This is a genomic window from Aquamicrobium sp. LC103 (genome assembly GCF_001014615.2).
In the GTDB taxonomy this organism is placed as follows: domain Bacteria; phylum Pseudomonadota; class Alphaproteobacteria; order Rhizobiales; family Rhizobiaceae; genus LBCQ02.
Genome location: NZ_LBCQ02000008.1, coordinates 207,278 through 220,630, shown reverse-complemented (window position 1 = coordinate 220,630; position 13,353 = coordinate 207,278). Strand labels below are relative to the sequence as shown.

General features: G+C 62.4%; 12 protein-coding genes. 3 read left to right on the top strand and 9 right to left on the bottom strand.

From position 1 onward, the window contains the following. Nucleotides 1-98 precede the first annotated feature (98 nt). Nucleotides 99-1,046 (top strand): sugar-binding transcriptional regulator, encoded by a 948-nt coding sequence (locus XW59_RS17050; protein ID WP_246666117.1) that lies wholly within the window; start codon nt 99-101, stop codon nt 1,044-1,046. Nucleotides 1,047-1,090: 44 nt separating this feature from the next. On the opposite strand, the gene XW59_RS17045 is transcribed toward XW59_RS17050, so the two are convergent. The 8 genes from XW59_RS17045 to XW59_RS17010 all read right to left on the bottom strand — a co-directional run bounded on the left by XW59_RS17045 (nt 1,091) and on the right by XW59_RS17010 (nt 10,891). Beyond that, on the bottom strand, nt 1,091-2,488 hold the full coding sequence (locus XW59_RS17045) for a M20/M25/M40 family metallo-hydrolase (protein WP_137327049.1): 1,398 nt from the start codon (nt 2,486-2,488) through the stop codon (nt 1,091-1,093). Between the two features lie 85 nt (nt 2,489-2,573). Beyond that, the gene (gene ugpC / locus XW59_RS17040; RefSeq protein ID WP_047146482.1) at nt 2,574-3,671 is read right to left on the bottom strand and encodes a sn-glycerol-3-phosphate ABC transporter ATP-binding protein UgpC; all 1,098 of its coding nucleotides are present in this window, start codon (nt 3,669-3,671) and stop codon (nt 2,574-2,576) included. 48 nt (nt 3,672-3,719) lie between these two features. Then, nucleotides 3,720-5,114, bottom strand: a complete 1,395-nt coding sequence (locus XW59_RS17035; RefSeq protein ID WP_047146483.1) for an amidase — start codon at nt 5,112-5,114, stop codon at nt 3,720-3,722. Between the two features lie 70 nt (nt 5,115-5,184). Then, on the bottom strand, nt 5,185-6,558 hold the full coding sequence (locus XW59_RS17030) for an extracellular solute-binding protein (protein WP_047146484.1): 1,374 nt from the start codon (nt 6,556-6,558) through the stop codon (nt 5,185-5,187). A 56-nt stretch (nt 6,559-6,614) separates the two neighbouring features. Further along, nucleotides 6,615-7,448, bottom strand: coding sequence for a carbohydrate ABC transporter permease (locus XW59_RS17025; RefSeq protein WP_047146485.1), 834 nt, complete (start codon nt 7,446-7,448; stop codon nt 6,615-6,617). Between the two features lies 1 nt (nt 7,449). Continuing rightward, complete coding sequence (locus tag XW59_RS17020) at nt 7,450-8,367, bottom strand: sugar ABC transporter permease (protein ID WP_047146486.1); 918 nt, start codon at nt 8,365-8,367, stop codon at nt 7,450-7,452. Nucleotides 8,368-8,516: 149 nt separating this feature from the next. Continuing rightward, nucleotides 8,517-10,019, bottom strand: coding sequence for an altronate dehydratase family protein (locus XW59_RS17015; protein WP_047146653.1), 1,503 nt, complete (start codon nt 10,017-10,019; stop codon nt 8,517-8,519). Beyond that, nucleotides 10,016-10,891 (bottom strand): mannitol dehydrogenase family protein, encoded by an 876-nt coding sequence (locus tag XW59_RS17010; RefSeq protein ID WP_348639323.1) that lies wholly within the window; start codon nt 10,889-10,891, stop codon nt 10,016-10,018. The genes XW59_RS17015 and XW59_RS17010 overlap by 4 nt, the downstream gene beginning before the upstream one ends. A gap of 51 nt (nt 10,892-10,942) precedes the next feature. On the opposite strand from XW59_RS17010, the gene XW59_RS29860 reads away from it, so the two are divergent. Then, a complete protein-coding gene (locus tag XW59_RS29860) occupies nt 10,943-11,128 on the top strand; it encodes a hypothetical protein (RefSeq protein WP_348639322.1) in 186 nt (61 codons plus the stop codon). A gap of 22 nt (nt 11,129-11,150) precedes the next feature. Here XW59_RS29860 and XW59_RS17005 read toward each other — a convergent pair whose 3' ends face one another. Beyond that, on the bottom strand, nt 11,151-12,161 hold the full coding sequence (locus XW59_RS17005) for a zinc-binding alcohol dehydrogenase family protein (RefSeq protein WP_047146488.1): 1,011 nt from the start codon (nt 12,159-12,161) through the stop codon (nt 11,151-11,153). Between the two features lie 209 nt (nt 12,162-12,370). Here XW59_RS17005 and XW59_RS17000 point away from each other — a divergent pair, with 209 nt between their 5' ends. Further along, nucleotides 12,371-13,261, top strand: coding sequence for a GntR family transcriptional regulator (locus XW59_RS17000; RefSeq protein WP_047146489.1), 891 nt, complete (start codon nt 12,371-12,373; stop codon nt 13,259-13,261). Nucleotides 13,262-13,353 lie beyond the last annotated feature (92 nt).

The following is a 13,353-nucleotide window of genomic DNA, read 5'->3' as shown; positions in this document are numbered from 1 at the left end:
TTGACAACGACCGCGCATGCGGTGCTATTCCCGGATCCCGCGACCAGAAAGTGCACAGAATGCTCCCCGAACAGCCGGCCCCAACTCCCGAGGAACAAATGCAGGTGCGCGTCCTCTGGCTCTATTTCATGGAGGGCAGGACGCAGGCCGAGATTGCCGACGAGCTCTCGACGAATCGCCTCAGGATCAACCGGATCATCAGCGAGGCACGCCGCACCGGGCTCGTGACGATTACCTTGAATTCCAGGCTGACGTCCTGCGTCGAGCTCGAGCGACAGCTATCCGACGCGTTCGGCCTGAACCGTGCCATCATCGTGCCGACGCCCAAGGACGTCGACCTTGTACCGGTATTGCTCGGACAGGCGACCGCCGAATATGTCAACCAGCTTCTGAGCGGCACGAAGATAGGCGGCATCGGCGTCGGCTGGGGCGCGACGCTGCGCGAGATGGTGAGGCATATGCCGTCGCTGCGCCGGCCGGAACTTTGCGTCAACTCGGTGATGGGCGGGCTCACCCGAGGCATAGAGATCAACACCTTCGACATTGCCAGCGACCTGGCGCGCCAGCTCAGCGCGGAATGCGCCTATCTCGCCGCGCCGATCTATGCCGGAAGCCAGGAATCACGCGACGCGATCATGACCCAGGACGTGTTCCGCGAAGCGTTCGAACGGATCGCGGCCAACGACATGATCATCATCAGCGCCGGCGATCTTACGGAGCGGTCCCTGCTGATGCGCTACGGCATGCCGAAGGACGTGGATATAGACGGCCTCGCGCGGGCGGGCGCACAAGGGGATCTGCTGGCCCAATTCATCAACCGGTCCGGCAAGCCGATCGACCATCCGATCAATCGCCGCGCGATCGCCCTGCCGCTGGATGCGCTGCGCGCCGTGCCGAACGTCGTGCTCAGTTCAGGCGGAATGAACAAGGCCCCCGCGATCGCCGCGGCGCTGCGCTCGGGATTGTGCGACGTGCTCGTGTGCGACGAGGATACGGCCCGCGCCGCCGCCTCGCTCGCCGCTCAGTGGCGCGAGGAGGATGCCTGACGTCGAGCCCCTCGCGGAGCGCCGCAAAAATTGCCGCGGCATGCTCAAGACAGCGCAGCGAGGATCCGGATCCAGGAACGTATGCCCTTGCGATAGCTGGAGAGATCGTATTTCTCGTTGGGGCTGTGGACGCGGTTGTCGAAACGGGCGAAACCGACAAGCAGGGCATCCATGCCCAGGCGGTTCTTGAACTCGTTGATGACGGGAATGGAACCGCCACCGCCAGATAGAGCCGCTTCCGTCTCCCATTCCTGCGTCAGCGCCTCGAGCGTCGGCGCCAGATACGGATTCTGGGTCGAGACGGTCGTCGCCCTGCTGGAGGAATGGACAGTGAAGCGCAATGCGCAGTCGGCGGGAAGCCGCGCCTCCACATATGCGCGAAACGTCTCGCAGATGCGCACGGGATCCTGTTGTCCGACCAGCCGGAAAGAAACTTTCGCCGATGCGCGTGCCGGAATAACCGTCTTGAACCCCTCGCCGCCGTATCCGCCGGTGATCCCGTTGATCTCGAAGGTGGGTCGCGCCCAGATCTGTTCGAGCACGCTGCGGCCGGTTTCGCCGGCGGGTACCGACAGGCCGACCTTGTTCAGGAACGCCTCCTCGTCGAATGGAAGTCTCTCCCATAATTCCTTGATCTGGGACGGCAATTCCTCGACTCCCTCATAGAAGCCTTCCAGCAGGATCCGCCCATCCGTGTCCCGCAGACCCGCAAGGATCGTCGCCATCACCTGGAGGGGATTGCGTGCGGCACCGCCGTAGACGCCGGAATGAAGATCGCGGCTCGCCGCCTCGATCTCGATCTCCACGCCGCACAGGCCTCGCATCATCAGCGTGATCGCAGGTGTCTGATCGTCCCACATATCGGTATCGCAGACGAGAACCACGTCGGCCTTGAGCTCATCCTGCGTTGCATCGAGGAACGGCCCCAGATTCCTGGAACCGGCTTCTTCTTCCCCCTCGAGCAGGATCGACACCGGCAGCGGCAATGCGCCATTGGCCTCGCGCCAGGCCCGACATGCTTCAACGAACGTCAGAAGCTGTCCCTTGTCGTCCGATGCGCCGCGCGCGACGATATGGGTATCGCCATTCTCGGCCGGCGCCAATTTCGGCTCGAACGGATCCGAGTTCCATTCGCCGAGCGGGTCCACCGGCTGGACGTCATAGTGACCGTAGAACAGCACGTGCGTTCCTGCCGCGGACTTCTCGTGAGCAAGCACCATCGGCTGGCCGCCCGTGGGCCGCACCGAGGCATCGAAACCCAGTTCGGCCAGTTGCCCGGCCAGCCAACGCGCAGCCGCCTCGCAATCGTCCTTGTAGGCCGGATCGGTCGAGATGCTTTTTATGCGCAACAGATCGAAAAACCGCTCCAGGCTGCCGTCAAGATTGGCGTCGGCGCGTGCGAGGGCCTTCTCGAGCGGAGAAGAAGTTGCGTTGTCGGTCATATGCTTTCGCTATTCTGCTGCGGTTCGATGAACATGGCTGGCGAGGCCCCGCCTTGGGAGGCAGGGCCCTTACGTGGGAAGGTGCTCAGATGACCTTGCCGCTTTCCGTGTCGATAAGGTGCATGTGGCTCATATTTGCCATCAGTTCGAGACGCTGGCCGGCTTGCGGATCCACCTCGGGGTCGATGCGCGCGCTGTTCGTCACGTTCCCGATCTGGAAATGTACCAGCGTTTCCATGCCCATCGGCTCGGCAACATCCACGTCGATCGTCATCGGCACGAAGTGGCCCTGCGTCGTTTCGCGACGCTCCGTCAGATGTTCGGGGCGAATGCCGAATTCGAGCTTCCTTGCCACATGATCCGCGTAGCGCTCCCGCCGATCGGCCGGCACGGAAAGGCGTTCGCCATTTTCCAGAACCACAATGAGCCCATCCGCTTCCGACTGCAGCGTGCAGGGAATGAAGTTCATCGACGGGCTGCCTATGAAGCTTGCGACGAATCGCGTGGCAGGCCGACGATAGAGTTCCTGCGGTGGTCCCACCTGCTCTATCACGCCCTGGTTCATGACCACGACGCGATCGGCGAGCGTCATCGCTTCGATCTGGTCGTGCGTGACATAGATCGTCGTCGTGCCCAGCTTCTGGTGCAGCTTCTTGATCTCGGTGCGCATCTGGACACGCAGCTTTGCGTCGAGATTGGAAAGCGGCTCGTCGAACAGGAAAACCTCGGGGTTTCGCACGATCGCACGCCCCATCGCCACGCGCTGTCGCTGGCCGCCGGACAGTTCCTTGGGCTTGCGGTCGAGCAGCGCGGACAGCCCGAGAATTTCGGCGGCGTTCTCGACCCGCTGCCTTATGTCGGCTTCCGTGGTTTTCCGCAGCTTGAGCCCGAAACCCATGTTTTCATAAACGTTCATATGCGGGTAGAGCGCATAGCTCTGAAACACCATGGCGATGTCGCGATCGCGGGGAGCGACGTCATTGACGATCTTGTCGCCGATGCGCATCTCGCCGTCCGTAATGTCCTCGAGGCCCGCGATCATCCGCAGCATCGTCGACTTGCCGCAGCCGGAAGGGCCTACGAGGACGAGGAACTCGCCGTCCGCGATATCGAGATCGACGCCTCTCACCGCCTTGTAGTCGCCGTAGTGCTTCACGATTTGGTTGATCGAAACTTTTGCCATCGCTACTCCAATCGAATTCCTGACGCTCCGCAGCAGTCGAACCGGCCGTTAGAGGGCAGGAAGAGGAAACTTGCGGGTCTTTTCATATGCACGCGCGGCACGCAGCACGGTCGCTTCGTCGCGAACCCGCCCGACGATCTGCAGGCCGATCGGCAAGCCACTTTCGTCGAAACCGCAGGGAATGGATGCGGCGGGCTGGTAGCTGAGGTTGAAAGGCGACGTGAACGGCGTCCAATCCCCTCTCCACTCGCCGCCCTTGTCTCCCGGGAAATCCTCGCCCACCGGAAAAGCGGTCCGCGGCATGGCCGGCAGGATGAGAAGATCGTAGGTCTCGTGCAGTTGCCGCATCCTGACCGCGATTTCCGCGCGCGCGACATGCAGCGCCTGCGCGTACTCGATGGCGCCGACCTTCATACCCGCGTCGGCGATGATGAGCAGTCCCGGATCGACGAGGCTGCGTTGCTCGTCCGTCAGCCCGACGAGACCGCTGCCAAGGGTCACCGACAGGATCGTCGTATAGGTCTCGACGGCGTCAGGCAGGTCGAGCTCGACCTGTTCGACCAAGGCGCCCAATTCGCCGAACACCGACGCGGCCCGCGCGACCGAGGCCGCGACCGATCCCGAGACGGACGCGCTTCCCAATGTAGGCGCATAGGCTATGCGAAGCCCGCTTACGCCGCTTTCCAAGGCGCGGAGCGCGTCGAAACCCTGATCGGGAATATTCGTCCAATCCCTGCTGTCGTCGCCGGATATGACCTGAAGCATCAGCGTCGCGTCCGCCACTGTCCGTGTCAGCGGCCCTGCCGCCGGCAACGAGCCGGCACAGGTTGCGGGCGCGCTCGCGACACGTCCGAAGCCAGGCTTTATGCCGAAGACACCGCAGAACGAGGCGGGGATTCGGATGGAGCCGCCGCCATCACTGCCGAGATTCAGCGGAGCCATGCCCGCCGCCGCCGCAACGCCCGCGCCGCAGCTCGATCCACCCGGTGTCAGATCCGTATTCCATGGGTTGCGGGTGATGCCGGTCAGGGGGCTGTCGCCCACACCCTTGTGCCCGAACTCCGTCGTCGTCGTCTTGCCGAGAAGCACGGCACCGTGTTCGCGCAATCGCGCGACGGCGGGCGCGTCCACATCGCATGCCTGATCCCGCGAGACCAGAAGCGATCCCTTCATCGTCGGCCATTTCCTGGTCAGGAACAGGTCCTTGATCGTGGCAGGCACGCCGTCGACCAGGCCGGCCGGCTCGTCGCGCATCCAGCGGACCTCCGAAGCACGCGCATCCGCGATCGCGCTGTCCTCGTCCACCAGGCAGAACGCATTAAGGGTCCCGTCGAGCGCCGCGATCCGGTCCAGGCACGATCTGGTCGCTTCGACCGGAGACAGCTTCTTCGCCTTATAGGCTGCGACGAGCTCGGTAGCGGAGAGGAGGAAAGGGTCGGACATCAGTCAGCATCCATGGTGAGCAGGAAGGCCGGAATGCCGGCCTTCCGCATGAATCACGGTGTTTTTCGGATCACTTGCGAAGCTGAGCGTTGGCCTTCGCCGCGGCATCCTTCATCGCCTTCTCGGCGGTCTCGCTGCCGCTCAACGCCAAGCTTACCCCCACCGCCAGCTCGTTGAGGATCTGCGGCGACTGCGGATGGAAGCGGGCGCGCTTGGCCAGCTCGGCATCGGCATTGTGCAGGTTTGCGAGCGCGGCCTGGGCCGCCTCCTGGCCGAACGCGCTGCGGAAGCCCTCGCTCTCCCAGGCTGAAACACGAGTGGTCGCCAATCCGCGCGCGGAAGTCTGGAGCGATGTGGCCTTGCTGGTCGCCCACAACAGGAACAGGAATGCGGCTTCCTTGTTGTTCGACTTGGAATTCACCGCCGCCTGCCAGCAGGACATGTTCGGAATGGCCGGCCTGCTGCCCGTCGTCGGGAACAGCGCAAAGCCCGCATCGGCCGCAACCTTGCTCTTCTGCGGATTGGAAATGTCCGTCGCGAAGTTGGAGGTGTCGGAAGTGATGGCGGAAGCGCCCTGCATGAAGTCGTTCAGCGCCTCGTACCAGTCGTAGTTGCTGACGCCGATCGGACCGGCCTCGCGCAGGAGCGTCGTGAACATTTCGACGGCCGCGATGGCCTCGGGGCTGTCATAGGCGACGCGACCGTCCCTGACGAGCTCGCCGCCATAGGAATAGATGAAGCCGGTGAGCGGGAAGGTCGCATTGCCCGCCGCCTTCGCCCGCATGGCGATGCCGGCGACGTCATTGCTCTTCAGAGCACGCGCAGCCGCCAGCAGCTCGTCGAACGTCTTCGGCGTATCGAGCCCCTTTTCCTTGAGATAGCCGCGATTGACGTAGAGGGTCTGTGCTTCTGCCGTGATCGCGAAGGCATAGCGCTCGCCATTTTGCCACAGCGGGTATTCACGCGCGGACTTGAGAATGTCGGCCTCGTCGTACCAGGCGGGATCGACGAGGTCCTTGTTCTCGTAATAAGCGTTCAGAGGCTCCAGCCAGCCTGCCGTGATGCCTTGCCCATAGGCCAGATACATGAAGACGTCGGGGGTCGGGCTGCCGCTGGCCAGCTTGATCGGCAACGCCGTCAGGAATTCGGTTTCGGAACGGAAATCCGTCTCGACTTCGATGCCGGTGAGTTCGGTGAACTGCGGGATGAAGGGAGTGACCGCGTTCGACCACGGATGCGTCGCGCCGCCGACCATGATCTTGGTTCCGGCATGCCTTTTCCAGTCGACATTCGCGGAAGTGTAGGCTTCGAGGCCCGCGCCACCCTGGGCGAAGGCCGACCGGCCTATGATTGCCGGCATTGCAAGCGCGGTTCCGGCCATGAAAGCGGAGCGGGTAAACGCCCGGCGGCTCAGCACAAAACGTTCCTTGTTGCGATCGGTCATGGAATTCCCCTTGTGTTAGGCAGCCACCCACTTGGCCTGCCGGTTGAAGAGCACTGCTACTTCACGGCCCCCAATGTCAGCCCGCGAACCAGTTGCCGCTGAAAAAGGATGATGAAGACGAGAACGGGCGCGAGCATCAGTGTCGCGGCGGCGGAAAGCTTGCCCCACTCGATCTGCTCGAAGCCGATATAGGCGTAGATGCCGACCGGAACGGTCATCACGTTGTTCCCGCCCAGCACCATCGAGAACAGGAATTCGTTCCACGAGGACAGGAAGGTGAGAATTCCGACGGCTGCGATGCCGGGCAGCGCCAGCGGCAGGATGACTTTCCTGAAGGACTCGAACCGGCCGGCACCATCGATGAAGGCCGCCTCTTCGAGATCGCGCGGCAGATCCTGGAAAAAGCCGCGCAGGATCCAGACGATCATCGCGAGATTTATGCCGACATGGGCGATGACGAGGCCGGTATGGGTTCCCAGCAGCCCGAGATTGTAGAAAATGACGAAGAACGGGATCAGCATCGCGATCGGCGGCGTGAAGCGCGTCGCGAGTATCCAGAAGGCGATCTTGCCGTCGCCACGGAAGCGGTGGCGGGCAAGAACGTAGGCCGCGGGAGCGCCGATCAGGAGTCCGAAGAACGTCGCGGCCAGAGCGATGATCAGGCTGTTCGTCAGGAACCCGGCGACGCGCGGATCCTGTATGACCTCCGCATAATTGACCAGCGTCGGCACGAATACGAAGGTCGGCGGCCTGGAAGCCGCATCTACGGCCTCCTTCAGCGACATGTTGACGAGCCAGTAGATTGGAAACAGGCACCAGACGGCGAAGCCCCAGAGGATGATGCGTCGCACGACAATGCCCGGTGTCAATTTGCGGGCTTTCTTCTTCATGTCAGGACTCCGCCACTGTCAGCAGGCGCGAACGGCGCAGGAAGAGCTGGGTAACGATGGTGATGATGATCAGCATCACGATGGCGACGCTGGACCCGTAGCCGAGCGAGACGAACTCGATGGCCTGCTTGTAGGCGTACATGTTGAGGGTCGTCGTCGACGTCCCGGGGCCGCCGGACGTCAGGACATAGATGATGTCGAACGTCTTGAACGCGTCGATGGACCGGAACAGGAGGGCGATCGCAAGGAACGGCTTGAGCAGCGGCAGCGTCACCAGACGGAAGGTTTGCCACGGCGTGGCGCCATCGATCTTTGCCGCCTCGAACGGATCGCCCGGCAGCGACGCCAGCCCGCCGGCGATGATGAGCAGAATGAAGGGAGCGTGCTGCCAGGTGTCGACGAGTATCAAGGACAGCAGGGCCATGTTTCCGGTTCCCAGCCAATCCTGCGGCGGCAGCCCCATACCCATGAGGATATGATTGAACACGCCGAGACTGGGATTGAACATCATGCGGAACGTGAACACCGCCGCGATCGGCGTCACCGCCATCGGAAGCAGGTAGATTGCGCGCAGGATCGGAACGCCACGCGTCTCCTCATGCAGCAGGATCGCCAGCCCCAGCCCTATCGCCGTCTGCAAAACGACGGAGCAGACGGTGAATATCAGCGTGACCCTCAGCGAACCCCAGAATTCCGGCGTCGACAGAAGCGTCATATAGTTGTCGAAACCGGCGAAACGCGCGGGCGGCAGGGAAAGGATATAGTCGGTGAAGCTGAGTCCGAAGCCGACGACGAAAGGCACCAGGATGAGCCCGGTCAGCAGCACGATGGCCGGGGTGAGCATCAGGAGAATGAAATGTCCGCGCTCGCGTCTCCACGACGCTTTCCTACCTGATCCGCCCGCAGGCCGCTTGCCCATCCGAAACTCCCCCGATTGCGCAGCCGTCAAGCCGAATCCAGGGTTCGGCAAGCGCGGCTTCCGCGCGGACGACATGTTATTTATCCATAATATTCAAATTTGCCGTGCCGTCAATAATTAGCTTTTTATCTATAAAAAACTTTTTGACGTCAAAGCACCGCGCCGATGGTCCACGGCACGAACTCATTGTCCCCATACCCGAATCGCTCGCTGGCGGACTTTTCTCCGGAAGCGACGTTCAGCAACAGGTCGTACAGTTCCGCGCCCAGTTCGGCGAGCGTGGCGTGCCCATCGAGCAGTCGGCCGGCATTCTGATCCATGTCGTCGCGCATGAGATCGAAAAGCGCGGTGTTGCTTGCAACCTTGATCGACGGCGCAGGCCGGCTGCCGAAGCACGAGCCGCGCCCCGTGGTGAAGACGATCATGTTGGCCCCGCCCGCCACCTGCCCGGTGGCCGACACCGGGTCGTACCCGGGCGTATCCATGAAAACGAGGCCCTTGCTCGTCACGGGCTCGGCGTAGTCGTAGCAGTCGGCCAGAGGTGAACGGCCTGATTTAGCCACCGCACCCAGAGATTTCTCCAGGATCGTCGTGAGCCCGCCGCGCTTGTTGCCAGGCGACGGGTTGTTGTCGAGCGACGCGCCATTGGCGGAAGCATAGCTCTCCCACCATGCTATGCGTTCCATGAGCTTGGCGGCGGTTTCCGGCGCGGCACGCGACGTCAACAAATGCTCCGCTCCATAGATCTCCGGCGTTTCGGAAAGGATCGCCGTGCCACCTGCTGTCACGAGCATGTCCATCGCAATGCCGAGAACCGGATTGGCTGTAATTCCCGAAAAGCCGTCCGAGCCGCCGCACTGGAGGCCGACCGTCAATTCCGACGCCGGCGCCTCGACCCGCTCGACCGCATCGGCGGCAATGGCGATGCCTTCGAGCACCGACATGGCCTTTTCGACCGCGGCGCGCGAGCCGCCTACCCGCTGAATGTCGAAACTGGCCCGGGTGTCGCTCGGTCCGCCGGTCGCGTAGAGCGCGATCTGGTTGACTTCGCATCCCAGACCGACCAGCAGGACGCCGCCGAAATTGGGATGCCGGCAATAGCCGGCTATCGTTCGCTGCAGCAGACGCTGGCCCTCGCCATTGGCCGCGGCGCCGCAACCGGATCCATGGACGATGGGAACGAAGCCGTCGATGTTGGCGAACCGGGGCAGCAGCGATTTGTTAGCCTCTTCCGCGATGGCTCGGCACACGGTGGTCGAGCAATTCACGCTGGCGATGATGCCGATATAATTGCGCGTCGCGACCCTGCCGCTGCTCCGTCGGATTCCCTTGAAGCTCAGCCGAGCGGGGAGCGGTAACGCGACGTCCCGGGCGACACCGGCCACCTGCCGGGCCAACCCTTGCGAAAATCCCAGATTGTGGCTGTGAACCCAGTCCCCCGCCTCTATGTCGCGAAGCGCCTCGCCGATGACCTGGCCAAACTTGAAGACAGGGCTTCCCGCAGGTATCGGCTCCACCGCCACCTTGTGACCAAGAGGAATGTCGGCGCGCGCGACGGCATTTTGCAATGCCATTTCGCCCGCGGCGATCGCGCGGATAGCGACAGCGATGTTGTCGGAAGGATCGAGGCGGATCGTCGCCATCTTGCTCATCGCCTCGACGCGCTCCGCTCGCAAATCTCGTCGAGACGGCGCATTTCAACGGCATGACCGGCTGACGTCGCCCAATCGCGGAAACCCCCTATCCGCCGCACCACTTTCATCGAATGGTTCTGGGCAATGTCGGCGAGGCGATGTTTCAGAAACGGATTGGCGAATCGCTCCATCGTCGTTCGCATGTAGTCGCGGGCTTCCACCTCCAGCCCGCGCGCGGCGAACCCCGGCAGCACCTCCTGCTCGAAAACAAGATCGAGATAAGCCCGATAGGCCGGATCGGCAACGGCCTCGCCAACGGTCATCGCGGCGGCACCGCCGGCAAGCCAACGATCGGCTAGAACCGTATGGCCGAGATTGAGGATATGCAGTTTCAAGCGCTCGTAGCGTTCGAGATCCGGAGTGACGACGACCGCGAGATGTTCGAACGGCGCATCGCCGGCTTGCATGCCCTCGATCGCCCATAGGGCGTAAGGTTCCGCCACCGCCCCGGCGGGCTCGATCGGTTCCGAAACGATGCGATCGACCAGCGTGTTCACGAAGCGTACATCGCTGGAGAGCCACTTGCGAAACGCTGGCGGGGCGCCGCACCTGATTGCCGCCTCCTCCACGACCGCGCGAAGGGCATCGCCGTTTCGGTTGACCAGCTCACATGGGAAAATCGACAGGCCGCGCGCGGTCCTTCGCCAGCGCGCGATCAGCAGCGAGGCCAGCTTGGCCGGAAAACTGACGGGGGCGCGCAGGCCGTCGCCCGCCACCTCGCCATCGCGCTCCGAAAGCCTGTATCCCTCGTCCCCGCTGTTTGAGACGACAAGGTCCGTATCTTCGGCGAAGATATCCACCAGACGCGGCCATTCGGTTTCGGCGGTCAACGCTCTTTTTACGGAGCGGACCTGGACGGTCCGCTCCACCACAGAGCCCCCATGCAAACCGCGCAGTTCGACGCGAAAGCCTCCGGGGACGGCAAGCGCCCCGACCCGATGGGCTCGGGAAGAATCGGGGGAAATTTTGGTGACGGTAATTTCGATCGCGTCCCGGCCGACGGCGTTTGCCTCGTGCGCGAACAAATCGACATGCGCCTGCAGGAAGCGGCTTGTTCCGAACTGTAGGATGCGACGAGGTTTCATGGGTTCATATCCGAACGAGCGCCTTTACCAGGCCACGCTTGTCATGCGCCCAGCGCGGCAGGTCGTCCGGCACCGCCTCCAAGGTGGTTTCGTGCGTGGCCAACTTCTCCAGCGGAACAAGCCCTGCTTCGATCGAAGCGATGACATGCCTGAAATCCTCGGATGTCGCGTTGCGGCTGCCTATCAGCGACATCTCGCGCTTGTGGAATTCCGGATCGGAGAAGGTGATGTCGTCCTTGACGACGCTCACCAGCACATATGTGCCGCCATGGGCGACATGCTGAAAGCCGTCCATGATCGAGCGGCTGTTCCCGGTGGCGTCGAAGACCACGTCGAACCCGCCGGGCTGACGCCGGCGAACCTGCCGTGCGGCATCGTCCCCGCCCATCAGGATACCGGCTTCGCCGCCGAGTATCTCCCGGCTCTGCTCGATCCGCTCTGCGCTCACATCCGCCATCGTCACGTCGAGCCCCGCGATCCATGCGAAGACGGCGACGCCCAGCCCGATGGGTCCCGCTCCCACCACGAGAGCGTTTCCCTTGCCAAGACCCGCGCGGCGAACGGCATGAGCGCCTATCGCCAGGAACTCCACCATCGCGGCATCGCGCAGGGCGAGGTCACCCGCGGGGACGAGGTTGGCGGCCGGGACGGCCAGACGCTCGCAAAGACCTCCGTCCCGGTGAACCCCCAGAACCTGGACGACCTCGCAGCAGTTCGGCTTGCCGTTGCGGCACGCGATGCAGGCTCCGCAGGCGAGATAGGGATTGACCACGACCCTATCGCCCGCCTTGAACCCGTCGACCCCGTTCGCGTCGGAAATCGTCCCTGAAAGCTCATGACCGATGACCCGCGGGTATTCCAGAAACGGGTGCTTGCCCTCGTATATATGGTAGTCCGTTCCGCACAGTCCCGCATAGTGAATGTCGAGCAGGACCCAACCTTCGGCAAGTTGCCCCGGCTCTCCCCGCTGACCGAGTTCGATGATGCCGGGCTCGCGGCAGATTACTGATTTCATTATGTTTCCCGGCTATTGTGGAGGCTGTTGCATGAGCGAAATCGAGATGGACAGACATGATTGCCGATCTCGTCCGACCCGGACGTGCTATCGGCGAATTTCTGTCTATTATCGGTAAAGCACACTTGAGCCGAATAGCCTGTTGTGTCAAAATGTTTTTTGCTTTGGAATTTAACGACTAAAAACAGCCAGGCTGCAGGGGCGCGCAAATGAAGGACAATTCCGTCTACAAGCGAAGTCACAATGCCTGTCTGGACTTGATCCGCTCGCATGCAACCGGGGCACTCCTGGGATCGGAGCCCTCGCTCGCCCAGTTCCTCGAAGTCAGCCGGACGACTGTCCGGACCATCCTGTCCTCGCTCGCCGCCGCCGGCATCCTTCACGTCGAGGGACGGGAAAAGCGCGTGCTCCGGCATCCCTACGACGACGAGTATTTCCCGGTGACGGAGACGGAGAGCAGCGCCGAGCTGGTGGAGCGCAAGTTCATGGAACTCATTCTAAAGGGCGATCTGAAGCCTGGTTCGATGATCAACACGCTTGAACTGGCGCGGCAATTCGCAGTCTCCACTTCGGCCATCCGCGAATATCTGAGCGGGTTCAACCGGTTCGGCCTGATCGCAAAGAGGCCGAACTCGAGCTGGGTTTTTCAGGGCTTCACGCGGGCCTTCGCGCTGGAGCTTTCCGACATCCGCGAATTGTTCGAGCTGAAATCGATCGAAGTGTTCGCCGAGCGGGTTGGAACCGAGCAGGGGCGGCGAAAGCTGAAGGAGCTGAAAACAGCCCATATCGATCTACTCGACAGGGTGGAGACCGATTACCATAACTTTTCCGCGCTCGACGAGAGCTTTCACCGGGCGATCAACGACGCCTCGCAGAACCGCTTCATTCGCGAATTCTACGACGTCATCTCCTTGATCTTTCACTACCATTTTCAATGGAACAAGATCGATGAACGCGAACGGAACGAAGTCGCGATCCACGAACACCTTGCGATCATGGAGGCGCTGGAGGTCGGCGATATCCGGCAGGCGCGCAAGGCGGCCGCCCATCATCTCGAATCGGCGCGAAAGACGCTTCTTCGCTCAATTCGCGACGCGTGAGTGGCAGTCACGCATCGCTTTCCGCCCAATCAATCGCATGACGCCCTGCCGGATCGTCGTTCCCGCACCGACCGGCGCAAACCTCTGACGAG